Origin of the sequence: Alistipes dispar (assembly GCF_006542685.1) — a bacterium.
Lineage (GTDB): Bacteria > Bacteroidota > Bacteroidia > Bacteroidales > Rikenellaceae > Alistipes > Alistipes dispar.
The window spans coordinates 331,714-355,053 of record NZ_AP019736.1 but is presented as its reverse complement, the minus strand read 5'-3'; the positions used below and the strand labels follow the sequence as shown (position 1 = coordinate 355,053).

At 53.1% G+C, this 23,340-nt stretch carries 26 protein-coding genes; 12 read left to right on the top strand and 14 right to left on the bottom strand.

Translation table 11 applies throughout. The annotated features are described in order from the left end of the window. The first annotated feature begins 86 nt into the window (after positions 1-86). The 11 genes from FME97_RS01790 to FME97_RS01740 all read left to right on the top strand — a co-directional run bounded on the left by FME97_RS01790 (position 87) and on the right by FME97_RS01740 (position 13,024). The gene (locus FME97_RS01790; protein WP_032135180.1) at positions 87-1,853 is read left to right on the top strand and encodes a DUF4906 domain-containing protein; all 1,767 of its coding nucleotides are present in this window, start codon (positions 87-89) and stop codon (positions 1,851-1,853) included. A gap of 71 nt (positions 1,854-1,924) precedes the next feature. After that, a complete protein-coding gene (locus FME97_RS12375; RefSeq protein ID WP_032135181.1) occupies positions 1,925-2,461 on the top strand; it encodes a DUF3575 domain-containing protein in 537 nt (178 codons plus the stop codon). 11 nt (positions 2,462-2,472) lie between these two features. Beyond that, on the top strand, positions 2,473-4,308 hold the full coding sequence (locus FME97_RS01780) for a DUF4906 domain-containing protein (protein ID WP_141427631.1): 1,836 nt from the start codon (positions 2,473-2,475) through the stop codon (positions 4,306-4,308). A gap of 46 nt (positions 4,309-4,354) precedes the next feature. Continuing rightward, positions 4,355-6,007 (top strand): tetratricopeptide repeat protein, encoded by a 1,653-nt coding sequence (locus FME97_RS01775; RefSeq protein ID WP_317129398.1) that lies wholly within the window; start codon positions 4,355-4,357, stop codon positions 6,005-6,007. Between the two features lie 2 nt (positions 6,008-6,009). Then, a complete protein-coding gene (locus FME97_RS01770) occupies positions 6,010-6,192 on the top strand; it encodes a hypothetical protein (RefSeq protein ID WP_032135183.1) in 183 nt (60 codons plus the stop codon). 12 nt (positions 6,193-6,204) lie between these two features. Next, complete coding sequence (locus tag FME97_RS01765; RefSeq protein ID WP_032135184.1) at positions 6,205-7,179, top strand: DNA-methyltransferase; 975 nt, start codon at positions 6,205-6,207, stop codon at positions 7,177-7,179. A gap of 7 nt (positions 7,180-7,186) precedes the next feature. Further along, positions 7,187-8,071: a radical SAM protein gene (locus FME97_RS01760; protein WP_032135185.1), complete on the top strand. Its 885-nt coding sequence runs from the start codon at positions 7,187-7,189 to the stop codon at positions 8,069-8,071. A gap of 11 nt (positions 8,072-8,082) precedes the next feature. Next, positions 8,083-8,508 (top strand): DUF3872 domain-containing protein, encoded by a 426-nt coding sequence (locus FME97_RS01755; protein ID WP_081918693.1) that lies wholly within the window; start codon positions 8,083-8,085, stop codon positions 8,506-8,508. A gap of 56 nt (positions 8,509-8,564) precedes the next feature. Continuing rightward, positions 8,565-10,571 (top strand): DUF4116 domain-containing protein, encoded by a 2,007-nt coding sequence (locus tag FME97_RS01750; protein ID WP_141427629.1) that lies wholly within the window; start codon positions 8,565-8,567, stop codon positions 10,569-10,571. A 23-nt stretch (positions 10,572-10,594) separates the two neighbouring features. Beyond that, positions 10,595-11,794, top strand: a complete 1,200-nt coding sequence (locus tag FME97_RS01745) for a DUF6047 family protein (protein ID WP_141427627.1) — start codon at positions 10,595-10,597, stop codon at positions 11,792-11,794. Between the two features lie 99 nt (positions 11,795-11,893). Beyond that, the gene (locus tag FME97_RS01740; RefSeq protein ID WP_141427625.1) at positions 11,894-13,024 is read left to right on the top strand and encodes an AAA family ATPase; all 1,131 of its coding nucleotides are present in this window, start codon (positions 11,894-11,896) and stop codon (positions 13,022-13,024) included. Between the two features lie 95 nt (positions 13,025-13,119). Here FME97_RS01740 and FME97_RS01735 read toward each other — a convergent pair whose 3' ends face one another. From FME97_RS01735 to FME97_RS01670, 14 genes are all read right to left on the bottom strand, one after another. Continuing rightward, entirely contained in the window at positions 13,120-13,800 is a 681-nt protein-coding gene (locus tag FME97_RS01735; protein ID WP_141427623.1) for a hypothetical protein, read from the bottom strand. A 2-nt stretch (positions 13,801-13,802) separates the two neighbouring features. Continuing rightward, positions 13,803-14,291, bottom strand: coding sequence for a DUF7258 domain-containing protein (locus FME97_RS01730; protein ID WP_032135191.1), 489 nt, complete (start codon positions 14,289-14,291; stop codon positions 13,803-13,805). 12 nt (positions 14,292-14,303) lie between these two features. Beyond that, positions 14,304-14,612 carry a hypothetical protein gene (locus FME97_RS01725; RefSeq protein ID WP_032135192.1) on the bottom strand — a complete coding sequence of 103 codons (309 nt, stop codon included), beginning with the start codon at positions 14,610-14,612 and terminating at the stop codon, positions 14,304-14,306. 40 nt (positions 14,613-14,652) lie between these two features. Next, on the bottom strand, positions 14,653-14,880 hold the full coding sequence (locus FME97_RS01720) for a hypothetical protein (protein ID WP_032135193.1): 228 nt from the start codon (positions 14,878-14,880) through the stop codon (positions 14,653-14,655). Further along, positions 14,877-15,263, bottom strand: coding sequence for a hypothetical protein (locus tag FME97_RS01715; RefSeq protein ID WP_032135194.1), 387 nt, complete (start codon positions 15,261-15,263; stop codon positions 14,877-14,879). The genes FME97_RS01720 and FME97_RS01715 overlap by 4 nt, the downstream gene beginning before the upstream one ends. 58 nt (positions 15,264-15,321) lie before the next feature. After that, positions 15,322-15,576 (bottom strand): DUF7688 family protein, encoded by a 255-nt coding sequence (locus FME97_RS01710; RefSeq protein WP_046518039.1) that lies wholly within the window; start codon positions 15,574-15,576, stop codon positions 15,322-15,324. Positions 15,577-15,636: 60 nt separating this feature from the next. Then, positions 15,637-16,905 carry a PcfJ domain-containing protein gene (locus tag FME97_RS01705; RefSeq protein WP_032135195.1) on the bottom strand — a complete coding sequence of 423 codons (1,269 nt, stop codon included), beginning with the start codon at positions 16,903-16,905 and terminating at the stop codon, positions 15,637-15,639. Between the two features lie 25 nt (positions 16,906-16,930). Then, complete coding sequence (locus FME97_RS01700; protein WP_032135196.1) at positions 16,931-18,205, bottom strand: PcfJ domain-containing protein; 1,275 nt, start codon at positions 18,203-18,205, stop codon at positions 16,931-16,933. Between the two features lie 11 nt (positions 18,206-18,216). After that, entirely contained in the window at positions 18,217-18,636 is a 420-nt protein-coding gene (locus FME97_RS01695) for a PcfK-like family protein (protein WP_032135197.1), read from the bottom strand. Positions 18,637-18,684: 48 nt separating this feature from the next. Further along, a complete protein-coding gene (locus tag FME97_RS01690; RefSeq protein WP_032135198.1) occupies positions 18,685-19,149 on the bottom strand; it encodes a hypothetical protein in 465 nt (154 codons plus the stop codon). 66 nt (positions 19,150-19,215) lie between these two features. After that, the gene (locus tag FME97_RS01685) at positions 19,216-19,845 is read right to left on the bottom strand and encodes a hypothetical protein (RefSeq protein ID WP_032135199.1); all 630 of its coding nucleotides are present in this window, start codon (positions 19,843-19,845) and stop codon (positions 19,216-19,218) included. A gap of 70 nt (positions 19,846-19,915) precedes the next feature. Further along, the gene (locus FME97_RS01680) at positions 19,916-20,914 is read right to left on the bottom strand and encodes a hypothetical protein (protein ID WP_032135200.1); all 999 of its coding nucleotides are present in this window, start codon (positions 20,912-20,914) and stop codon (positions 19,916-19,918) included. 13 nt (positions 20,915-20,927) lie between these two features. Further along, positions 20,928-21,179, bottom strand: a complete 252-nt coding sequence (locus FME97_RS01675; RefSeq protein ID WP_032135201.1) for a hypothetical protein — start codon at positions 21,177-21,179, stop codon at positions 20,928-20,930. A 404-nt stretch (positions 21,180-21,583) separates the two neighbouring features. Continuing rightward, the gene (locus tag FME97_RS01670) at positions 21,584-21,775 is read right to left on the bottom strand and encodes a hypothetical protein (RefSeq protein WP_141427621.1); all 192 of its coding nucleotides are present in this window, start codon (positions 21,773-21,775) and stop codon (positions 21,584-21,586) included. Positions 21,776-21,938: 163 nt separating this feature from the next. Between FME97_RS01670 and FME97_RS01665 the strand changes: the two genes are divergently transcribed. Further along, complete coding sequence (locus FME97_RS01665; protein WP_032135202.1) at positions 21,939-23,303, top strand: ATP-binding protein; 1,365 nt, start codon at positions 21,939-21,941, stop codon at positions 23,301-23,303. Positions 23,304-23,340 lie beyond the last annotated feature (37 nt).

The following is a 23,340-nucleotide window of genomic DNA, read 5'->3' as shown; positions in this document are numbered from 1 at the left end:
CATCAGAAGGGAAGGGACAGGGTGCAATCGTCCCTGTCTTTCCCCTTTTTCCATTTTTCATTATGAGAAACCTACTGATTTTAATTATGCCGCTGCTCGCTTTGGCGATCGGTTGTTCCAAAGAAGACATTGTTCCGGCTGCGGAGTCTGCGACCCGCTTTACGCTGCGGGTGTGTCCGGAAGAAACGCAGGCGGTTACCCGGGCCGCGGACGAACGGGCCGTCAAGGACATGAACGTTTTCCTCTTCGATCCGCAGGGCATACGCCCGTCGCAGCACTTTTACGTGCAGGGCGGCGTATTGGAGCGTTCCATTCCCGCCGGCCGGTACGATGTGTATGCCGTAGCCAATCTGCACGAAGACATGGGCCCGATGAGCCGGGAGGCGTTGTCGGACTATGAGTTCCGCGTACCCCGAAGTTACACGTCGCTGCCCATGTCCGGATATGCGGAATGTACGGTCGGGAAAGGGACGCCGGAGGCTACGGTCACCGTCCGGCGCAACGTGGCCAAAATCGTCTGCAACATCTCCTTCTACGGGGTGGACTACGACCTGAAGCTCCAATCCGTGCAGGTGGTGGATATGGCAAGTGTCACCACGCTGTTTGCGGAGGATCAGCAGGCCCGTGAGCTCACCTCTTCCGAGCTTTCGGCGATCGCATCGTATGAGAACCGCAAGGCATCGCGCACGTTCTTCTTGGCGGAGAACTGTCGGGGCGAAGTGCCGGGAATAACCTCTCAGGAGCAGAAATGTGCCGGCAACGCACCCGAAGGAGCGACTTTCCTGCGGATCAAAGCGCAGCGTGAAGGCAAACTGCTGACGTACGACGTATATCTGGGAGAGAACAATACGACCAACTTCGACGTGCGCCGCAATACGGTATATACGCTCAATATCGTCATCAAGGGCGAAAACGCGGTCGATACCCGTGTAGATGCGTTCGAAGTCGAGATTTCGGACAACTTCCCTTACGAGGGCTATCGGTTCGAGGGATATTGCCTGTACGACCCCGGCCGGCAGCTTACGATCACCGTGGACGATCCGCAAAAGGCCGGCGACCTTTCGGCGACGGTTCGCTTCGTCGCAGGAAAGAACGGGGCCTTCTTCTTCAACGGGCAGCCGCTCACCTCGTCCGTCACCTTCCCGCTCGACGCCCCTTCGGGCGTTTACACTCTCCCCGTGGACTACTTCCCCGGCGATTGCTATACCGCCGACAATCATTGCCTCGTCTATGAGGTGGCTGTAAGCAACACGGACGGGTACAGCTATACGAAAACGTTTACGCACGACTTTTATAATCTCCTGACGATATATACCTACTGGAAGCGTGGGACTACCCACCGCGGTCGGGGAAGCGTCGACAAAGAGAATATGACGGTCGTAAAATGGAGTTCCTCCTATACGTCCGAAGACAATCGCATGATGATATTGTCGTTGGACGACGGGCCGCTCGTGCCTCTCAAACCGGTGGACGGATCGAAAGTCGGAGGTTGGTATGCGGATCGCGGCCTCACGCAGTTCGTCTCAGCGGAAAACCCGTACCGCCATCCCATGAAAAGGTTTCGGGATACGCTCTACGTGGACTTCGTGCAGGAAGCCGTCTATATCTATACCCATGTCGATCTGGTCGAGATAAGTTGCGACGGCGCGTACCGGATCGATCAGGAAAAACAGGCGTTCGTTGTTCCGATAGGAAGCCGTTGCACGTTCAAGGGGATCGGAGGGAAAACGGTCGCCGTCTGGTGGAGCAACTTCATCGGCCACTATCCCCGCAAGGAGCTGTCGCGGAAGCCGGAGTATTCCTTTACCGCATGGGAAAACCGCAATGTCGTTCCCGAATTTCAGACCGATTAACCTCTCTCAACGCTCCGCCGATACCTTTTGCCGGATGCGGCGGCTACTCATTCCAACAAAATAGAAACACGATGAAAAGATTATTTGTACTGCTGCTGTTCGTCCTCGCGGCGAACGCAGCTTCGGCTCAATATACGGCCGTGCGCGTCAATGCGCTGGGACTGGCAACGGGAACCGTCAATGCCGGTGTGGATGTGGCCGTATCGGAAAAATGGTCTGTCGAAGCGTCGGCATACTGGAACCCGATCTCGACCGAAAGTCTGCGAACCAAAGTGCTGGGAGCCGTCGTGGGTGTGCGCCGCTGGCGCTTCGAGCCGCACGTCGGCTTCTTTTGGGGCGTGCACTCCGCCCTCGCACAGTATCGCGTCGGGAACCGGAACAAACGCTACAACGGCTGGGCTGTCGGCGTAGGTGCCAGCGCGGGCTACTCGTGGATGCTGCATAGGCGGTGGAATTTCTCGCTCGAAGGCGGCATCGGCCTGTATTACATGAACGATACGCGCTGGAACCCCGCGCCGCCGCCCGGCGAAGATGTCTTTCTGCGGCATTACCGCCGTATCGCACTGGCTCCGGCGAAGCTGGAAGCCTCTTTCTCTTATATGTTTTAGAATCCCGAGATATGAAAAAGCTCTTGTTTTTAGGATTATTGCCGCTTCTGTCCGCATCCTGCACGAAGGATAGCGGCAGCTACCCGCCCGATGGACCGCAGTCCCCCGAAGCTGTCGCTTCGCAGGTGGAAATATCTTTTACGGCTGCGGACAACGGATTTCCGACACGAAATTCGGAGGATGAAAATACCATTGCAGACGTGAACCTTTACCTGCATAACGTGCAGACGGGTTCGCTGGAACATCACTATCTGACCGCAGGGAACGCTTCGCGGACGATGACGATAGCTCACGGCCGTTACGAAGCGTATGCCATCGCCAATACGAGGGAAGATATGGGGCCGATGACACTCCTGCGATTGCAGGAAGCGATGTACGTTCTCGATGTATCGGGAGATACCGATGAGAGGTTTGCGATGAGCGGCCGGCAGTCTTTCACTGTATCGGGGGCTACCGATGTCGCGATACTCCTGCGGCGGTGTGTGGCAAAACTGACTCTGAACGTCACGACGGCCGGCGCCTTTACGGATTTCGAACTCCGATCCTGTCAGGTAACGGGCGTACCGTCCTGCGTGCCGTTCTTCGCTGGAAGCAAACCCACAACGGACAGCGAAGTGACATCCTTTCCGAAGAGCGCCCTTTCCGGACGCAGCTACTCCGTTGTTCTTTACCTTCCCGAAAACGCTCAGGGCGAAGTGCCGGGCATCACCGACCCGCGGCAGCGCAGCCGCGAAAATGCCCCGCAATACGCCACCTGTATCCATCTTGAAGGCGAGGCATCAGGCCGTAAGGTCGATTATTACATCTATCCCGGCAGCAACGTCACGACCTCTTTCGACATCCTGCGTAACTGTCATTATAACCTCGATGTGATGATTTCGGGGGCCAATGCGACGGATATGCGTCTTTCGACGCTCGGAGCGACCTTCACGGAACTACCTCGGACGTGCTGCGTGGGCGACGATATTTTTACCGAGATGAGGGTCGAGAGCACCGATCCCGACGGTCGCTACACGCTGACCGTCGAACAGGAGAAGGGCGAAGGTACGATAACATTCGACGGTGCAGCCATGACGACCGGAATTCCCGTCGCATTACCCGGCGGAGCCGGAATTAAAACAGCACGGATCGGATACTGCCCGACAGTTGCAGGCGAAGCCGTGCTGACATTCGTCCTGCGGGATGCCTATGACTATGAAATTCGCCGTACGCTGACGACCGAGGCGGTCGAAAAACCCTCTCTCGATGTTACGCTGACACCGCCTTCGGCAATCGTCGTCGGCAATCCCGCCACTTTTACGTTGGAAATCAGTGGAAGCGATGACGCCGCAATCTCTACCTTCACTTGTTCCGATCCGCAGGCCGTTTTCGTATTTCCCGCAGGGACAGGGCTCGGCGGCAACGAAGTCATGTTAGGCAATGGAACCCACGGTTTCTTGCTCGACACCCGTGTCACCGGCGACCTGACGGTTACGGTGCGGGTAAGCGACGGCAGCGGCCATAGCGTACAGCGGCAATGCACGGTAACGTCCCGTTATCCGAAATTCTCCGCAATGATACGAACCATGTCCTCGGCGGCTCTCTATTCGGACAGTCCGATGACGCTGATCATCCGTTCGACCGAATACGCGGGCGACTATACCGTAAGTTATACGACGACCTCGACGAATTGCAGGGTTTCGTATGGCGGTTCCATGTTACGCCCCGACAGCCCTGTAACCCTCGAAGCCGGACAACATATTTTTACCGCCAACTCTTCCTATGCCGAGCGAACGGAATTCGTCTTTACGATTACGGACATCTACGGGCAAAGTCAACAAGCACAAGCGTCGATTACATGGAGGTAGTCGGGCCCGTCTTCTCGGCTTATGATAAGAAAAAAGTTATAAAACAATGAAGAAGATGTTATTGCACAGCCTCGTCGTGTGCCTGCTGCTGGGCGGTTGTACCGTTACGGGCAGGCTTCAGCGCCGGGGCTTGGGCGCACGGGCGAACTATGCGCCCAAAGAACAAAAGCAGGAGCCGAAAAAGGAGTCCGCACCGCAATATGTCGAATACAAGCACCGCGACAGCCTGAAACCCATCTATTTCCTGCCTACGACTACGCTCGAAAACGGCGAGCGCGTCATGTCGTTCGAACTCGACGAGGTGGTCGTGGTGGCCAAATCGCGCACCGTCGCCGAGCGTATGGGCAAGGTCTGCATCGACTTCGTGATCGAGCTGCCGCGCCAGTTGCAGGGCAACTGCCGGAGCGTGGCCGTAACACCCATGCTCCACAAGACGGACAGCCTCGTGCCGCTTCAGCAGATCAGTATCCGGGGCGGGCTGTTCTGCCGCGTGCAGGATCGCAACTATTGGCAGTTCGACCAATACGTGCGGGTCTTCAAGCCCGATGCGGCTGCCGAGCAGCGGGCTTTCGAGCGTTTCGTCAAGCACCCCTATCCGGAGGGCGTGCGGCTGGATTCCATCGTCGAAGGCCGTGAGAAGATCAGCTATTACTACACGCAGGAAGTACCGACCAAAGGCGAAGGCAAGACGATGCACGTCACACTTGCGGGAGCGGTCGTAGGGCTGGACGGCAGCCGTTACGATATGCCGCCGCTCGATACGCTGGAATACAATATATCCTCGATGCTGACCTTTACAGACACCACGAGGCGCTACCTGATCAAAGTGATCGAGAAGTATGCCGTGGTCAAAGACCGCAACTACCTTGCCTTCGAAGTCGGCAAATCGGACATTATCGACACGCTGGAAACCAACGCCGTTCAGCTCGCCCGTATCGAATCCCTGATGGACGGACTGATAAACCAGCGGGAGTTTTATGTGGACAGTATCGTGCTGACCGCTTCGGCATCACCGGAAGGAGCGCTCGCGCTCAACGAGCGTCTGGCCCGCGAGCGTGCCCTGTCGCTCAAACGGCGTCTGGGCGAGCGTTTCGGGCGGCAGGTCGATACGCTGATCGCCGTGCGCTCCGCAGGCGAGAACTGGACGGAGCTGGGGCGCTTGATCGCCGCCTCGGACAGTCTGCCGCACCGCGAGGCGATCCTTGCGCTGCTCGGTGCGGAGAAGAATCCCGACCGGCGCGAAGCGGCCCTGCGCGGCAGGTATCCGCAGGAGTATAAACATATCCGGGAGCGGCTCTATCCGCTGCTGCGCTCGGTCGATTTCAAATACGACCTGCGGCGCGTGGGCATGGTGAAGGATACGATCCATACGACCGTACCCGATACGCTCTACGCGCGGGGCGTGAAGCTGCTCGACGAAAGGCGCTACGGCGAAGCCCTCACGATATTGGCTCCTTACCATGACCGAAATACGGCTATCGCACTGCTCTCGCTCGGCCATGACGACCGCGCTTACGAAGTGCTCTCCGCGCTGCCCGAATCGGCCGAGGCGTGCTACCTGAAAGCCATCGCCTGCTCGCGGCTGGGTCACAGGGAGGAAGGGCGCAAATGGTTCGAGCGGGCGTGCGAGCTGAAAGAGACATTCGAATACCGGGGCAGGCTCGACCCGGAAATATCCAACCTTTTAACCGATGACTGACGATGAGAAAAAGAGCGATCGCGGCCACGATGCTGCTGACAGCGGCTATGGCCTTTACCTCGTGCGCCAAACTGTATGAGGAAGAAACAACGGAAACCCTGAAACGCCCACAGACGGACATCGAGATTCCGGAGGACAACCCTTGGGACGAAGTGCCGGACAGCGATACGGGGACTGGACATTAAAGAGCGAATGCAATGCGAACGGATGTAATTTTTAATACGGATGCGGCCTCCGGCCTCGGCCGGCTGCCCGACAACTCCATCGACTGTATCGTAACCTCGCCCCCGTACTGGCAGCTCAGAGATTACGGACTCTCTCCGATACTGTTCGGCGGGCGGCAGGAGTGTGAACACGATTTCGACGATTACGCCATCTGCCGCAGTTGCGGCGGATGGCTGGGGCAGTTGGGACAGGAACCCTCCCGCGAGATGTTCTTGGAGCATCTCGTGGGCATCTTCGACGAGTGTTGCCGCGTATTGAAAAGTACGGGGACGCTATGGGTGAACCTCGGCGATTCGTACAGCAAACTCAATAAATACAACCGCACAGACGATTGGCCGCCGGGTAAAAACGCCCATTGTCTGAAAACACTGCGCGTCGATCTGTCGATACACCGAGTTCCGCACAAATCGCTGTGCAATATCCCGGGGCTGTTCGCCGAGATGATGATCCTGCGGGGGTGGATACTGCGCAACGAGATTATATGGCACAAGCCCTCGGCTGTGCCTACCCCTGTCAAAGACCGTTTTACGGTGGATTTCGAGAAGGTGTTTTTCTTCGCCAAATCCCCGAAATACGACTTCCGGCAACAGTTCGAACCTTATGCCGGGAATGAGACGAACAGAATATCCAGACAGCCGGAACATCCGACAGGTTCGAAATCCAGAAATGACCTTCAAGGCAGGAACAAACGGGCGGTCTGGCGGATTACGACCGAAATCAGCCACGAGAAGCACTACGCCCCCTATCCGCAGAAGTTGATCGAAACGCCTATCGAGGCGGGGTGTCCGCCGGGCGGCGTAGTCCTCGATCCGTTTCTGGGAAGCGGAACGACGGCCCTCGTCGCCCGCAGGCTGGGACGCCACTACATCGGCATCGAGCCGAATCCGGAATACGTCGCCATAGCCCGTTCTCGGCTGGAACGGGGACCCGAAACCTCAAAACAGTGAGGAGGCCATGCGAATCGGATTGGTGGATGTGGACGGGCGCAACTTCCCGAACCTCGTGCTGATGAAACTTTCGGCGTGGCATAAGTTCCGGGGCGATACGGTGGAATTTGCCGATCCCGTGGCGGGGCGTTACGACAAAGTGTATCTGTCGAAGGTCTTTACCCATACGCCCGACTGCCGGGATGAATACCGCTGCGAGGTGATACGCGGCGGAACGGGCTACCGCGATTATACGACGACGCTGCCGGAGGCGGTCGAACATACATGTCCGGATTACTCGCTCTACGGCGTGGGCGAAGCCTACGGCTTTCTCACGCGCGGATGCCCGAACCGATGTTCGTGGTGCGTGGTGCCGCGCAAAGAGGGCGCTATCCGGCCCCATGCCGACATCGAAGAGTTCCTTGCAGGACGCAAACGGGCCGTGCTGCTCGACAACAACGTGCTGGCCTCCGCATGGGGCCTCGCGCAGATCGAAAAGATCGTCCGCTTGGGCGTGCGGGTGGACTTCAATCAGGGGCTTGACGTGCGGCGTATCGCCCGCAACCCGGAACTCGCAGAGCTGCTCGCACGGGTCAGGTGGCTGCGCTTCCTGCGGATGGCCTACGACAGCTGTGCCGTGCAGGAGGATGTACATAACGCCGTAGAACTGCTCGTCAAATGTGGCTTGTCGCCCCGCAAACTGTTCTTCTACGTGCTGGTGCGCGACGACATCGGCGATGCGCTGGAACGTATTCGGGAGCTGAAGGCGTTGGGCTGCGTGCCCTTCGCACAGCCGTACCGGGATTTTTCGGGCGACGCCAAACCCTCGCGGGAGGCGTGGCGGCTGGCCTACTGGTGCAACAACAAACGATTGTTCAACGCGATGGACTTCGCGGATTACAAATGCAAATAAACCGAAAAGTGATGAAAAAGTTATTTTTTGCGGCGATGGCCGCACTCGGACTGCTCGCATCCTGCGACAAAGATCTGGACATTCAGCAGGCGTACAGTTTCTCGTTGGAAACGATGCCCGTACCCAAGCGTATCGGCGTAGGCGAAACCGCCGAGATACGCTGTACGCTGGTTCGTGAGGGGGAGTATGCCGACGCCCGCTACACGATCCGCTATTTCCAACCCGACGGCAAGGGAGAACTGCGGATGGACGACGGGACGGTGTTCCTGCCCAACGACCGCTATCCGCTGGAACGCTTCTCGTTCCGCCTTTATTACACCTCCCGCAGCGACGACCAGCAGACCATCGACGTCTATATCGAGGACAATATGGGACAGGTGGTGCAAAAGAGCTTCACGTTCCAGAACGACAGCGATACGGGCGGCGAAGAGCAATAGTCTCAAACGAACATCATTGCCCGGCCAAAGTCGGGCATTTTTAATTTGAAAACCTTATGACAGAACAGGAAAAACGGGATATAGCCTTGCTCGAACGGGGCGGCAGAAAGCATAATATGTTGATGACCCTTCCTTTGGAGCGGCGTACCGAGGCGGTATGCCGCCGCGCCGTCGAGATCGACGGAGAAAATATCCGATACGTTCCCCGCGATATGCGCACCGAAAAGCTGTGTTATACGGCCGTGCAAAGCTGGGATTTTGCGCTCGACTATGTGCCGGAGGAACTGAAAACGCCCTCGATGTGCAAGGCCGCCGTAGAACGTTACGGGCCGGCGCTGCTGTTCGTGCCGCAGGAGCGCCGAACAGAGGCCCTGTGCGAAGCGGCGGTGCAAAACAATGTATGGGCCCTGCCTTATGTGCCCGACCGGATCAAGACCCGGAAGATGTGCATGGATGCAGTAGCGAAAGATGGTTGGGTGTTGGAGTTCGTGCCCCAAGCGATAAAAACCCCGCAGATGTGCCGGCTGGCCCTTAACGCCCCGCTGGCCAAACTCCGCGAAAACCGGAGCGTCCTTCAATTCATTCCCTATGCCGACGTGTGTTTGGAAGGCATAAAAAAATACCGGCAGGAAGGCGCCGATATGGTAGGTTTGCTGGCAGACATCGAACCGGAGGTGATGGATGAACACATTGCCCTGTACGGGGTTCGTACCGACCCGTCGTGTCTGACGGCCCTGCCGGGGAGGTGGAAAACAAGGACGGTATGCACGGCGGCGGTACAGAGCGACGGGATCATGCTGCACGACGTACCGGAACATTTGCGCACGAAGCGTATGTGCGAGGCGGCCGTATCGTCCAGCATCCATGCACTTCCTTATGTGCCGGAGGCATTGCATACCCCCGACCTGTACCGGAAAGCGATGGTGAACGACCCTGCCGCCATTCAGTATTTCAAGCCGGAACTGCTGACGCGGGAGATGTGCCATGAGGCATTGTATTCGAGCTATGACCTGCGGGTACTTCGGTACATTCCCTACAAAGAGATCCACGAGCAGTTGTTGGAGCGTTGCGAGGGATACTCTCGAACCAAATATTTTCTGGACAGTATGAATCCGGACTATATGACCCCGAAGCTGGCGGAGATGATTTTCACCAAAGAACCCGAACTGTTCTACAATATTCCCGAAAAATTCAAGGATAAGGAGCTGTGCGAAACGGCGGTACGGTACGACGGAAGCTATCTCAAAATGGTTCCGGAAGCCCTTAAAACACCGGAGTTGTGCATGGAAGCCATACGTCGCAGTCCGTATGCCATAGAGTTTATCCCGGAAACGATGAAAAGCCCGGAGTTCTATACGGATTTGGTCAGGAAGAATCCGTTGAACCTGCGGGGAATACCCGAAGACGACCGGACTTACGAGATGTGCAAAGAGGCTTTCGACAATACTTACGGAAAGGATAAGACCGATTACAGCATCGCCGGTGCGTTGACAGAACCGTCGATAGCTCTGCAAATGGTTCGGGAGCAGGATAATCCTAAAACAATCGACTTTTTGATGACCGTAATGCGTCCCAAAGCCATTTCGGAAGAAGTAGCGTTGGAAGCCGCACGTAAAAACGGGCATATCTTGCGCTTCGTACCGAAAGAGATCATCACGCAGCAGGTTGGCGAAGCCGCCGTCAAAAATCATCCGCAGGCGATTCAATGGGTTCCCCACGACATACGCACGGCGGATATGTGCCTGTATGCCTTTAAGAGCGATTCCGAACTGGATATTTACACTCCGGGGCGGATCAGGTGCGAAGACAATGTTTATATATTCGCCCGAAAGATGGACGAGCTACTCCGCCAACCGATCACCTATGACGACAGCAAACGGCTCTACGGGGGCGAAACGATCCGCTTGCGGAACGTGGAAACGGATACCAAAATCTTCGAGAACTGCGAAGTTCGCTACGACCGTAAGAAAGAATCGCTGACCCTGCGGAACGTTACGCCCCAACAGGAGCGGGTGCAGCCCATAAAACCGCAGCGCAAATCCTCCATGAAACCGAAATTCTAAAACTACGATTGAAACCAATAGCGATGAAAACGACAGAAGAAAACAGAACGATGAACTCCGGCGACCGTCGGGAGCCGGGAGACGTTTATATGATGCTTTCACCGGAGGGAAAAACACAGGCTGTATCGGCAAACGGGAGATATTATAAAAACTTCGGTCATTTTATCAATCATTGCACGGAAATAATACTCAAAGATTGGCTGACGCCTTACCCGAACAGTTTTTTCGTACATTACCGCTTTGCCGACCCCGACCGGGTATGGAAACCTTACGAGAATATCCCGATGTTTCCGCGCAAACTGTCGGATGCCATCAAGGAGCAGGGCTTGAAACCGCTGGACACCTGCCGGCTCTATCCGGCCATATACTGCTATCAGAACGGCCTCGATCCGTTGTTGCCGGAAAATTCCGAGCAGGAATTGAAAAAAAATTCGAACTATCGGCGGGCCGTATCCCGGTATTCCGATCGAGAGCAGCTTCTCGGAATCAATACCTATACGGGCATCGAGACCGACCGGGGCGTACTGCTGTTCGATAATACGCCGGAAGGACGGAAATTGCAAAAGAGGTATAAGGATTTCCTTGCAGACAAATTTTTCGATCCCCGGCTTGACATCACGTTTTTCAGAACGATAGACGTAATACCCGATGAAGTGCAACGGGCAAGGATCAACCCCGTTATTGATCTCGACAGGCTATACAGCAGCGAGCCGGAGCCGTTCGGAGTGCTTTCGGCCGACTGTTATACGGATATGACGGAAATCGGTATCCATACCGAACGCGAACGTTACGATATGTCGGCGACAAGAGAAAATTTCGTTCGCTTCGCCAGGATGGATAAAGGATCGGATATTTTTTTGTCCGAACATACCTATAACATTGCCTGCCTGTTGCACCTTGCTTCGCCAGAGTGCACAGACCCTATGATACGGGATAAGTTCCCCAATTTCTTCTCCTATCGGGACTGGTTCGACAACTTGGCCGAACGCTTTACCAAAGCCACGACAGAGACGGAAAAACAACAGGCTATGGCTCTGATCCGGCAACGGGCCGACCATATTCTGCGGCATGACTATCCCAACCTTCGCCGACCGCCGGTTCCGGCCCCGAAAGAACAGACCGAAACCGCCGTAACATCCGTTGGAAAACCGGCAAGGCAGCTGCCCGACGTGGCGAAAAAGCTGGCCGCACATTCTAAAAAGAAAACCGGGCTGAAACCGTAGATTATCATGCGGTTCGGCAGATATGCAACATGGTGAAGGTAGATTTAGATTTGATTATTATTTAATAATAATTATCTTTGCGTAATAATATGCAACTCTATGAAACCACTGAGAAATCCCTTTATAACCAGCGGCTACGAATCCGCCGAGTATTTCTGCGACCGCGAACAAGAGAGCGAGAATCTTATTCGGGAAGTTACCAACGGCAATAATTTGGCGCTGATCTCCACGCGCCGTATGGGGAAGACAGGACTTATACAGCACTGTTTCAACAATCCGGAGATCAAAGGTAACTATTATACGTTTTTCGTCGATATTTATGCGACCAAATCGTTGCGCGACCTTGTATTTTCCTTGAGCCGGGTCATTGTCGATGGTCTGAAGCCTTTCGGCAAAAAAGCCATCGAAAGTTTCTGGAACAGCGTCAAATCCCTGCAAGGCGGCATTACGTTCGACCCGGCGGGTAATCCCAGCTTCAACCTGCAACTGGGCGACATCCGCTCGACGGAAGCGACGCTCGACGAGATATTCCGCTATCTGGAGAAAGCCTCCCGTCCGGTAATCGTCGCCATCGACGAATTTCAGCAGGTGGCCTATTACACGGAAAAGAATGTGGAAGCGTTGCTGCGCACCCACATACAACATTGTCGCAACGCCCGTTTTATCTTCGCAGGCAGCCAGCGGCACGTCATGGGCAATATGTTCGCCAACGCCTCGCGCCCCTTTTATCAAAGCGTGTCGATGATGTATCTGGAGTGTATCGGGTTGTCGGAATACGAAAACTTCGCCCGCAGGCATTTTGAAAATAGCGGCCGAAAAATCGAGCAAGGTGTCGTCGCCGACATTTACGACCGTTTCGACGGGGTGACATGGTATGTGCAGAAGATGCTCAACATGCTGTACGGCATCACTCCGGAAAGGGGAGAATGTAGGGCAGAGATGATCCCCGAAGCGTTGGGCAATATTCTCGACTCTTACAAATACACCTATCAGGAGATATTGTTCCGCCTGCCCGAAAGACAGAAAGAGCTGCTTATCGCCATCAGCAAGGAAGGCGCTGCCCGTGCCGTTACCTCCGGGGAGTTCGTTCAGAAATACAGTCTGCCTTCTCCGAGTTCGGTGCAGGCGGCGCTCAAAGGATTGCTCGAAAAGGATTTCGTTACGCACGAGCAGGGCGTTTACCGCATTTACGACAAGTTTTTCGGGATATGGCTCAATAAGAATTACTGACTGATATGCCGATACTCCTTCCGGGGCGGCGTTCCGCAAACGAAAAATCGACGGTTTGAAACCGTCGATTTTTCGTTTGCGCCGAATTTCAAGATTTAATTTCCGGCTTCTCCGATACGTTTCGATTGGTACCAACTATCCCGAAAACGGTCGCCGATAAGGTTGAAAGTCCCTGTTTCGCCGCTTTCTTCGGCGAATTTACGGGCTTGCGGGATGTCCGTAAATTCACCCAGCTTGCGAAAACCGATGAACAGTTTGTAGATACCGGGATTGGCCCGGTGTTTGGCGACCTCGCTTTGGAGCAGGGCGCACAGTTCGGCAAACTTGGCCCTTTTCTGCGCCAATTTCTTTTTGGCGCAGCGCAATTTTTCGTCTGTCGTCGGGTCGAAAAACAGATCGTTACCGCTCATGTAACTAACGTATTCCTCTATTTTACGCTCGACTTTCGTAATCTGCGCTTTAGCCGCTGCCACGCACGAGAGCAGGGAGCCGAATCCGGTTTGCAGTCCCGTCCGCTTGTCGTAGTAACAATGATAGACCTGCACGCCCTTACGGGGGTATTGGCAGACGTATTTGGCCCTACGCCACTCGACGAGCCACCGCCAGCGGTCGAGCATCCTGCGGGGCATGTCTATTTTATGCAGGACGACCCGCGAACGGTCGTCCTCGCGGTACTCGAACGTGATATATACCCAATGTTCTATTTGCAGTTCCCGTTCGGCACGGGCGAGGTCTTTGGCCATCTGCATCCAGTCGTCGATTCTCTCCCGTGCCATCGTTACGCCGTTTTGCAGGTTTCGATTTCGGTATGCCGGGCGAGCCATTCACGCACGCTCGCCATGTTGTATTCGAAGGTTACGACCGCCGTGCGGTCGCCGATTTGCGTAAAGCGGGTGCTTTCGTAGCCGTCGATCCACTCCTTCAGGGTCGATACGCCCCACGCCTGCGGATCGTCGAAGATACGGCGCTCCAGCGTGCGGATAGGCTCGCCAAAAGTTACGACAAGTGTTTCATAGTCCGGTCGGACAGATTCGGGGAGCAGGCGCAGGTACTTCAAAGAGCCGGATTCGTCGTCCTTGTCCCCATGCGCCCAACCGCTGTGCAAAATTTCGTTACCCCAGCGCTGGGGCTCGTCGTAACGCACTTTTACCTCCGCCGTATATTTCGTAACGGTTATGTCCTCGATTACTCCCGTAACCATTGTGCCGAAGCTGATGCACTCGCACCTTCTGCCTATCAATTCCTTGTTTACCTCTGTCGTTTTCATTGTTGTTCTCCATTAAATAAGTTCTACTTCCGCGTTGTCGTTATTTCCCCGAAATGCTCCGGCCGCATAGTAAGCGTATCGGTTGTGCCAATTACTCCGGCGTTTGATATAAGCCATAGCCGGGGGACGTATCTCGACGGATGTTGTGTAGATATTATATCCGATGGTTATGACTAATTCACAGTTGCGCCATATCTCGAAAGGCGTTCTGAATCCGTGCTTGCCCTCGACGAGTTCCAATGCTGTGGCGACTGCGCTACGGACTTCTCCGGTCGATTCTGCGAGGGTCTTGCGGGTTCCCTCTTTGTAGATGATTTTCATAGCGGTCGGTGTTATGGGGCGGCAGCCGCCGCCCCGATTGTTACTTATATTCTCCGAAATTGGTGATGATCCCGAACCGTCCCGTGTCGTTATACATACCGGAGCAATGCAACCTCCGGCATAGGGCGGAGAGTTGTTTTTCGGTAATGCCCGATACGACTATCGCCGTGCGGTCGTGCTCGCAGATTCTTACCCGGTATCGGGTTTCGAGTTGGGCAAGGACGGCATACGCCCTTGTCGTTTTGTCGTCGTGTTTTTGATTTTTCATAGTTTTGTCGATTTATTTTTCTTACTTGCAAGGGCGATCAGGTTATCGAAACTCTCGTTCAATACGACAGCCCTTTCTCTCCGGTAATCCTCTGCCGGATCGCACTCGCCGACGGTAAACTCCCAAACCTCCATGTATTTGGCTTTCCATTTCCGAACCACCTCTGCATCCGGTAATGATGTGTGCAGGTCGTGTCGGCTGCAAATGGCGTTCAACAGGTCGATGTAGCACATGAACAGGTCGCTTTGGGGCATCCCTGCGTGCAACAGCGTATAATCCCGCTTTACAATGTCCCGGACGGCGTTCGATATGTTGTCGATGATCCCGTCTATATAATCCCGCGTAGAATCGTTTTCGTAGATTCCTGCTCCCCATGTTCCCATAGTTTTGTCTGTTTTTGGTTGATAAAAGGTTTGAACGGCGGCTGTTGCCGCCCCGATTTTATTTCTTCGTGATATGTCCTTTGGCTACGACCTCTCCGTTTTTGACCAGTTCTATTTCCCCGTAGGTAAAGCCCATTTCTTTGATAGCGATAAATCGGATATAATCGTGATATTCCGATTTCTTTGCAAAATTTCGCCCCGTGAGGTTGTTGAAAATCATCGGAAGCGAAAACTCGCAATCCGACCGGAGTACGGTTTTTCCGTTCTGCCGGATTTCGTAGGTCGGGTTCAGTTTATTCGTGTCTGTTTTCATGGTTTCGGTGTTATGGGCGGCTTTCGCCGCCCCGATTCTAATTATTTGATAGATTTAGGATTACGCTGTCAGTCGATTTTCTATAAGGTGCATATTGTGCTGAACGAGTTTTATAATCTGCTTGTGGTACGGACTGTCCTTGTTGCATACGCCCCGGCTTTGCGCCACCTCCAATCGGGATAGCGAAACCTCGACCGTTTCGAGCCGTTGGCCGTCTATCGAGGCCGAGAGGATCAGCGAATCGTCCCGGCGGTAATATTCGTTGGTAAAGACGCAATGGTGCATGGCTTCGCCCTCCTGCCGGAACTGCTCGATGCTCTCCAAGACCCGGACATGGATTTTGCCGTCCGTAAGGTCGATACCGAAAAAGCGCCCTTTGGCATCCCGGTATTGCTGTTCATGGCGCATCGCTTCCCGTATGCGTTCCTGCTCTCTCTGCTTGCGGTAATACTTCCGTTTCAGTTCCACATAGCGGTCGTGTTCCGCTTCGAGGTCGGCGGGGCACACATATTTGGCATTGCGTAAATCCTTATTGAAAAAGCGCAACAGGTCTATATAGTCGCACCACATTCCCGCATCGGTAATTGCGTACCCGCTGCGGGTAACGATACGGATACTCGGCCAGTAGTCGTCCAATGTGCGGGGATTTTCGGCAAAGTGTTTCAAGAGCGTAACCTGTCCGGTTTTAAGCAGGGTTTCGGCACGGCTGTCGCGCAGCAGGGCGCAGAACATTTCCGGCGGGGATATGTGGTAAAACTGTCCGTTGTAACCGCTTCTTCGCAGTTCGGGCAGGAGTTGCGGCCGGGGATGGACACAACGGGGATGGATATTATACAGCGGCTTATGGGGACGCAGTTCCAACGAGGTGGTATAATTCCACGTTTTGTAGAAAGGCCGGTTCGTTATGAGTCTTGCACGGGTGGCGCATCGCCCGTCCGGGGCGATCCACCGCTGCACGACTTCGGAATGAACGTATTTCGCCCTTTCTCCGATACGGACATAGTAGGTCAGATGTACGAAGCGTAATACCTGCATCCCGCCCCGGACGGTCATAAACAGGGCGTAGTCCGCCGTGTCGTAAATCCGGCGCAGGTGGTTGTCGTCTATGGTCAGCCGGGTATGGCACGCGGGGCAGATACAATGCGTCCGCGCCGCCTTGTCCGTCCATGCGTGTCCGCACTCGGTGCAAGTTATCACGCCTTTTGTCGTCCTGCGTCCGTAGCGGACGAAGCATCGGTCGAACGCCCACCGTATCTGCCGGGCGGAGATGGGACGGAGTGTGCGCCCTGCCTCTTCTATTTGCTGTTCAAAACTATTTCTCGGTTGCATAATCTTGATAGTTCGGGTGGATGAATTAGGCGGCAATGCGCTTTTGGATAAGGGGCATATTGTCGTTTACGAGCCGCACGATTTTGTCGTGGTACTCCGTTTGTTTGTTACATACGCCCCGGCTTTGAATAACTTTGAGTTGGGAGAGGGACACCTCTACGGTTTCGATGCGTTTGCCGTCTATGGTGGCCGAAAGGATGAGCGAATCGGCTTTTTTATAGTATCCGTTCGTGCCGACGCAATGGTGCATGGCCTTACCCTCCATGATGATTTCTTTCACACTCTCCAACACCCGGACAGCGATTTGCCCGTCAGTGAACATAAGGCCGAAGAATTTGGATTTGGCTTTATGGTAGGCGCACTCTTTCTGAAGATATGCGGAGAGGTTCTCGGCTATTTCCCGTTCGGCTTCCCTGCGGGCGATTTTGGCTATACAGCGGTCGTGTTCCCGTTTAAGGTCGGCGGGACATACGTATTTGGGGCTGTGCAGGTCTTTGCCCAATGTTCGCAAAGCGTCTATATAGTCGCACCATGTCGTTGCATCCGTGATTTTATAGCCGTTGCGGACGGCGATACGGATACTCGGCCAATACTTGTCGAATCTGCGACCGCTATCATCCAAATACAGTTGTAATAGGCTGTCCTGTCCCATTTTGAGCAGGGATTCCGCCCGGTTATCGGAGAGCAGGACACAAAGTAAGGTCGTCGGGTTCTGACCGTACAATCCGCCCTTATATCCCGTTCGTTTCAGTTCGGGGATAAGTTTCATACGGGGGTATATATCGTCCGTGTAAATATTGTCATATACCCACGATTCGCCGTGCAGTTCCAAGTCGGACGAATAAATCCATTGGTCGTAATACATCGTTCCCCATACCCGGCTCCGGGCGAAGGTGCAGTATTTGCCGTCGGGGGCTATCCACCGTTGCATGACTTCGTGGCAAAAGCGGTTCAGCGGTCGTCCGACTTTGGTATAATAATTCACCATAAACACCCGCACGACCTGCATCCCGTCGCAGGCGGTTATATAGGTGGCGTATTCCCTTTGCTGGAATTTCTGTTTGCGGGTGTCCTCTATCCGCAGTCGTGTGCGGCAGGCGGGGCAGGTGCAATGTTTCCATTCGGTGTCATTATGGAATACCTCACCGCAGTCGAGGCAGGTAACGACACCTTTTTTCGTGCGCCGACCTACCGATTCGATAACTTTGGTATAGGCCCAGCGTTCCTGTGCCGGGGTCAGCGGTGGCAGTTTCTTGCTTGCTTCGACTGCTTTCTGTTGGAATTTATTTCTCGGTTTCATGGTGTATCGAATTAAAATAGTGATGATTGGGTGGCCGTTTCAGCTTTCTTGGTCTTGTTCTTACCCTGCGTAATTTTCCGGTAGGCTTCGTCCGTTGCCTTTTGCATGGCTTGGCGTCGTGCTTCGGCTTTTTCTTCCTCGGTCAGTACAATCGTATGATTTACCACAACTTTGCAGTTGGTAAGGGGCTTGCCGATGTCGATGTCGTCCTCGTCGTAGTAGTGCATGGCGAGCGAGTAGATTTCATCGTCCGCGAAGCCGTTGCACCCGCTTTGCTTCACATAATTGAGGATGAACGTGATGCAGTCGTCGATGTTCTTCTTGGGATTGGCGTACCGGGGGGCGAACAATTCGTCCTCCTGCGCCCGGCGCTGTAAATAGCTTTGGATCGTCTGTTTGAAATAATCGGTCGCTTTATTCTCTTGTGCCATGATGGTTTGTTTTTATGGGGGACGGGGTTACCGTCCCCGGATGAATGTTCAAAAGAGCCAAAAATCAATGTCTTCGTCCGTGAGGGCATAAGTGTTCCTTATGCTGTTGAGATATTCGGCGTATGCTGTTCTAAACCGGGCATTACATTCCTGTAAATCGCCCCGGACGGGATGCGCTTCGCACCATTGTTTGAGAAAAACTTCGTTTGCCTTTAAGAACCGGAGAAATCGGGTGAGTTCGGGCGGCTCCGGGGCATCGTCGGGCAGGAAAAACATGCTTCCGCGCAGTTCTCCTGTTTGGGGATGTCGTGTAAACAACTGCCGGGCGGTTCCGATTCGGATATAATTGTCTTTAATGCCGTAGTGCTCGGCAATAGCCGGAATATCGACGGCCGTATGAACCGAAAAGGGGGCTACTTTGATTGCATCACGCTGGATATATTCGCCCTCTTGGAGTATGACTTTTACATTAGCCTGCGGTTCGCTTTGGGTGATATATTCGTTGAGTGTCATATCTGTTGTTTTTTGCAGGGGATCGGGGCCACCGCCCCCCCCGGATTGGATTACTGTCTTTGCGGATTACTTGATAAGCGTGTCGGTTAGATAGAATTTACGGTGGCAATCCTTTTTCTTGAGTGCTTCCCCGATGAGCCACGCGAACCGTTCGCGTCTGAACTCCTCGGATTTATCCTTGTGGCACGTCCAACTCTGCTCCTTTTCGTATTGCTTGGCCTGTTCTTCCAATATGGGCAGATATTCCGCCGTTGCGCCGTCCATTCGGAGGTAGTCTTTCGTCCCCTTGTGCCGGAAAGAGACGAGGCAGTAATTTTCGGGGTACAGGCGTATCGTTTCAGTGGCTTTTTCATAGAAACAAACCGCCAAATATTTGTCTGCCAATCCTTTGTAGGAGGGGCTGTTATGGCAGTATTTTTCTATCGTGTCGGAAATGGTCGCATCCTCGGAGAGTTCCTCCCGCAGTTCTTTTTCCACCCGTCTGAAGGCGTCGGACAATGAGAGATAAACGGCGGTTATTTCTATCCGTTTGTTTTTGGTATCGTCGTCCTGCTTACGGGTCGATACGATGATAATGTTGTAGCGGTTGTCGCTCCACGCTTTGACCTCGATGTAATACCCTAAATCCGTGTTGATTGCATTGAGGGTGTTAAACGTGTCGGTCGAGCCTTGTCTTTGCAGATAAATGGTTTTCATATTTTCGGATTTTTATGATTCGTTGGTTTATGTGGGGACGGGGCTACCGCCCCCGGATTGGACTTCGGGATTATTCGGCCATGCCGATTAACTCGCGCACCTGCATTTCTTTCGCTTTGGGAAAGATCCACCCGGCGCATTTCTCTCCGCGGTAGGTCAGTCGCCCGTTGAACCGTCCGCCGAGGTCGGATAATGCGTCCTTTATGGGCTTCGTATCTCCGAATAGGGCTATCGCTTTCTCGGAGTAGTTCACGAGGATAAAATCACCTTGAACAGAGGTTTGCCCTTGTTCTTGTTCCGGTGTGCGCTCCGGCTTGGGGCTACTGAGCCGGATATTATTCTCATCTCCGGCGATATAGGCCAGAGCGTCGATAAATCCCTCGCGGGTGTAGTGGGTCATTTTGTGGATGCTCCAACCATAAGAGGGGCTCTTGCCGAGTGTGAAACCGGGGTAACGGAGTTCATAATCTTTGTTATATTCGGCCAAATACGCCGTTTCGGGCAGGTTGGCGGCGGCTTTCCGTAGTTCCCCGAAGCCGTTGCGGGAGGTGGTCGAGAAGCCGAGTATTACGGTGCGGACGCTCCGGGTTTCCCGGCACTCGTAGGAGGGGTCTGTGTATTCCGTTTCGTTGAGTTCGGCCACGATGACCCCCTGCACGTTATCGGGCATAATCCGGCGCAGTCGTTCCGCACCGATTGCCGCGATCCGGTCGTGTTCGGCCTTTGCACGGGCTTTCGCGTCGGCTTCGTCCTTTGCTTTCTGCTCGGCTTCGGCAACAAGGGCGGCAACCTCGAAAGCGTCCATAAATTCCGCGGGCGCGTCGGTGTAGTACATGCCGATACCGAATTTCTGCGAGTATGGCCGGAGGATGTCGGTGCACCGGATCGCCTTCGTTTCGAGGTTTATCAAATGGTATATATATCCGTTTGCACCGTGTTCGACCTTGTAAATTACAAGTCGGTCGCGCATTGCGCCGGGGCCTTCAGAAATGACGATTTGGTTTTCCTTTGCGACTTGGATTTCGGTGTCGGTGGTCGTACCGCCGAGTAGGGAATAATACTTTGCCATGATTTTCAAGGTTTTAGAAGATTTGGGAAAAGAGAAAGGAGAAAAAGCCGATCAGAACGACGAGAGATAAAAGACAGGAAAGGATGCCCCGCAGGAGGTCATAGCAGAACAGAAAGGCCAAAACGACCCAAACAAAGCCGCTCCCGAAGAGATAAAAACCCAGCGCGACAGCCCCGATTTTCAGCCCTGCCCGCAAACCCGCACCCATGCTGAGTGGAAGGTTGGAGGTTTTCGGTTTCCTGTTCTTATTTTCTGTGCTTTTCATAACCTTTCGACTTTTTTTTTATGCCGTAGCGGAGCCGGTGTGGATGGTATCTGGTTTCAGGAGCATGAAAAAGAAGGGCTTAGCCCATGTCAAGATTTTTGCGGGAAATACGCTCGCCCGAAGGGAAAGAGGAAGATTTTTCGCAAAACCGCCCCGCGGCTTGATCTTGCAGGGGCGTGCAGCCCGTAAATACCTTCGCTTCTGAAACCGGATACCATCCGCACCGGGTTCGTGAAGGCGGCTTATAAATGAGGAGAAAGGTTATGAAAAGTGCGGAAAATAACTGTGGCGAAGGGCGTAACGGATCAGCCCTTTGCCCGCACATCGAGCACAAAAAGCCTCGATTTGAAAAAAGATATTGAGTTTTAACCTTAAATATGGTGATACATATAAACTCAAGGTGATTAGTAGACGCCGAATTTCTCCTCTTTGCCGCAGAACGAACACCGCGCAATGAGGTTTTGCCCGTCGCCGTCTGTCCGGACTCCGAGTTCCGTCCGCTGCTCGGAACCCAGCAATTCGTATTTCTGTATCGAGATATACATTAAAAAAATAGCCGCAGAGAAAAGAAATCGGTTGGCAACAATATGTTTCATTTTTCGTTTTTATAATCTCAAACGCAAAATGAATTTCTTAATATTTTCCTATTTTCGGCAAATCAGCACAAAAACATTTTCCATTTTCCAACAGAAAGAGCTAAAAACATTTTTTCATTTTCGACAAAATACGTATCTTTGTGGAAAATAAAAGGCTTCAATTATGTCTGAGAAAATATTCAAACGCAAAATCTATGAGCAAATGCTCCGGTGGAAAAAGGAAAGTGATGGTCGAACAGCACTTCTGATAAAAGGAGCACGTCGAATCGGCAAATCAACCATTGCCGAAGAATTTGCCCGCAAAGAGTATGAAACCTACATCATCATCGATTTTTCGATAGCCGACGAGGCTGTAAAAGAACTTTTTACCCATATCTCGGACTTAAACTATTTCTTTCTGCGGCTTCAGTCCCTATTCAATGTATCGTTGCGTGAACGAAAATCGGTCGTCATCTTCGATGAAGTACAATTATTCTCTCCTGCACGACAGGCAATCAAGCATCTTGTAAAGGATCACCGATATGACTATATTGAAACGGGGTCACTCCTTTCCATCAAAAAAAATGTGAAAGGAATCGTGATACCGAGCGAAGAAACACGTATCGCAATGTATCCGCTGGACTACGAAGAGTTCCTATGGGCTATCGATAAACTCCAGACTTATGAGTTGCTCAGATACTCGTATCAAAATTTTAAGTCTTTGGGTGATGCCGTCAATCGTGATCTTATGCGCAATTTCCGTCTGTACATGCTCATCGGCGGTATGCCGCAGGCTGTAAATGCATATCTTGAATCGAATGATTTTTCAGCCATAGATGCGGTAAAACGAAATATCCTCGAACTGTATATCGATGATTTCCGTAAAATCGATCCGACAGGACGTGCTTCGCGTTTGTTTACCTCAATTCCGGCAGAACTCTCCCGCAATACGACACGTTATAAGGTAGGAAGCGTGATTGAGAATGCGACAGCCGCCCGGCTCAGTGAGTTGTTGATGGATATGGCAGATTCCATGACGGTAAACTTTGCCTATCATGCGAATGATCCCAGTGTAGGATTCTCTCTTCATGCTGATTACGACTATTTCAAGATGTTTCTTGCTGATACGGGATTGTTCGTTACGCTCGCTTTTATGGATCGCGACTATACGGAAAATGTGATATACCGGAAGCTCCTTTCCGATAAACTCAGTACAGATTTGGGGTATGTATACGAGAATGCAATCGCCCAAATGTTGAAGAGTGCAGGCAATGAACTTTTCTACTATACATTTAAGGAGGAGACAGTGAAAGACGAAGAAGAGAATAAAACTGTCCGCAGTTATGAAATAGATTTCCTGCTTTCGCGTAAAGACAAGATATGCCCTATCGAAGTTAAATCTTCCGGATATAACTCACACAAATCCCTCGATAAATTCCAGCAAAAGTTTTCGGCGAGAATCCTTCACAGGTATCTTCTCTATACCAAAGATCTAAAGAAAGACAAGGATATTTTTTGCTTGCCCGTATATATGACGGAATTATTATAAAGAATTATCAAAGCAAGGCAGTAAAGAAACAGGAGAA

Bases quoted from the DNA above. Each gene is read 5' to 3' on its own strand.
- FME97_RS01725 (WP_032135192.1), bottom strand. From the start codon at position 14,612: ATGAAAATCATCTACAAAGAGGGAACCCGCAAGACCCTCGCAGAATCG.
- FME97_RS01790 (WP_032135180.1), top strand. From the start codon at position 87: ATGCCGCTGCTCGCTTTGGCGATCGGTTGTTCCAAAGAAGACATTGTT.
- FME97_RS01740 (WP_141427625.1), top strand. From the start codon at position 11,894: ATGAAACCACTGAGAAATCCCTTTATAACCAGCGGCTACGAATCCGCC.
- FME97_RS01765 (WP_032135184.1), top strand. From the start codon at position 6,205: ATGCGAACGGATGTAATTTTTAATACGGATGCGGCCTCCGGCCTCGGC.
- FME97_RS01665 (WP_032135202.1), top strand. From the start codon at position 21,939: ATGTCTGAGAAAATATTCAAACGCAAAATCTATGAGCAAATGCTCCGG.
- FME97_RS01700 (WP_032135196.1), bottom strand. From the start codon at position 18,205: ATGAAACCGAGAAATAAATTCCAACAGAAAGCAGTCGAAGCAAGCAAG.
- FME97_RS01670 (WP_141427621.1), bottom strand. From the start codon at position 21,775: ATGAAACATATTGTTGCCAACCGATTTCTTTTCTCTGCGGCTATTTTT.
- FME97_RS01675 (WP_032135201.1), bottom strand. From the start codon at position 21,179: ATGAAAAGCACAGAAAATAAGAACAGGAAACCGAAAACCTCCAACCTT.
- FME97_RS01755 (WP_081918693.1), top strand. From the start codon at position 8,083: ATGAAAAAGTTATTTTTTGCGGCGATGGCCGCACTCGGACTGCTCGCA.
- FME97_RS01760 (WP_032135185.1), top strand. From the start codon at position 7,187: ATGCGAATCGGATTGGTGGATGTGGACGGGCGCAACTTCCCGAACCTC.
- FME97_RS01690 (WP_032135198.1), bottom strand. From the start codon at position 19,149: ATGACACTCAACGAATATATCACCCAAAGCGAACCGCAGGCTAATGTA.
- FME97_RS01715 (WP_032135194.1), bottom strand. From the start codon at position 15,263: ATGGGAACATGGGGAGCAGGAATCTACGAAAACGATTCTACGCGGGAT.
- FME97_RS01730 (WP_032135191.1), bottom strand. From the start codon at position 14,291: ATGAAAACGACAGAGGTAAACAAGGAATTGATAGGCAGAAGGTGCGAG.
- FME97_RS01775 (WP_317129398.1), top strand. From the start codon at position 4,355: ATGAAGAAGATGTTATTGCACAGCCTCGTCGTGTGCCTGCTGCTGGGC.
- FME97_RS12375 (WP_032135181.1), top strand. From the start codon at position 1,925: ATGAAAAGATTATTTGTACTGCTGCTGTTCGTCCTCGCGGCGAACGCA.
- FME97_RS01750 (WP_141427629.1), top strand. From the start codon at position 8,565: ATGACAGAACAGGAAAAACGGGATATAGCCTTGCTCGAACGGGGCGGC.
- FME97_RS01770 (WP_032135183.1), top strand. From the start codon at position 6,010: ATGAGAAAAAGAGCGATCGCGGCCACGATGCTGCTGACAGCGGCTATG.
- FME97_RS01720 (WP_032135193.1), bottom strand. From the start codon at position 14,880: ATGAAAAATCAAAAACACGACGACAAAACGACAAGGGCGTATGCCGTC.
- FME97_RS01680 (WP_032135200.1), bottom strand. From the start codon at position 20,914: ATGGCAAAGTATTATTCCCTACTCGGCGGTACGACCACCGACACCGAA.
- FME97_RS01735 (WP_141427623.1), bottom strand. From the start codon at position 13,800: ATGGCACGGGAGAGAATCGACGACTGGATGCAGATGGCCAAAGACCTC.
- FME97_RS01705 (WP_032135195.1), bottom strand. From the start codon at position 16,905: ATGCAACCGAGAAATAGTTTTGAACAGCAAATAGAAGAGGCAGGGCGC.
- FME97_RS01685 (WP_032135199.1), bottom strand. From the start codon at position 19,845: ATGAAAACCATTTATCTGCAAAGACAAGGCTCGACCGACACGTTTAAC.
- FME97_RS01780 (WP_141427631.1), top strand. From the start codon at position 2,473: ATGAAAAAGCTCTTGTTTTTAGGATTATTGCCGCTTCTGTCCGCATCC.
- FME97_RS01695 (WP_032135197.1), bottom strand. From the start codon at position 18,636: ATGGCACAAGAGAATAAAGCGACCGATTATTTCAAACAGACGATCCAA.
- FME97_RS01710 (WP_046518039.1), bottom strand. From the start codon at position 15,576: ATGAAAACAGACACGAATAAACTGAACCCGACCTACGAAATCCGGCAG.
- FME97_RS01745 (WP_141427627.1), top strand. From the start codon at position 10,595: ATGAAAACGACAGAAGAAAACAGAACGATGAACTCCGGCGACCGTCGG.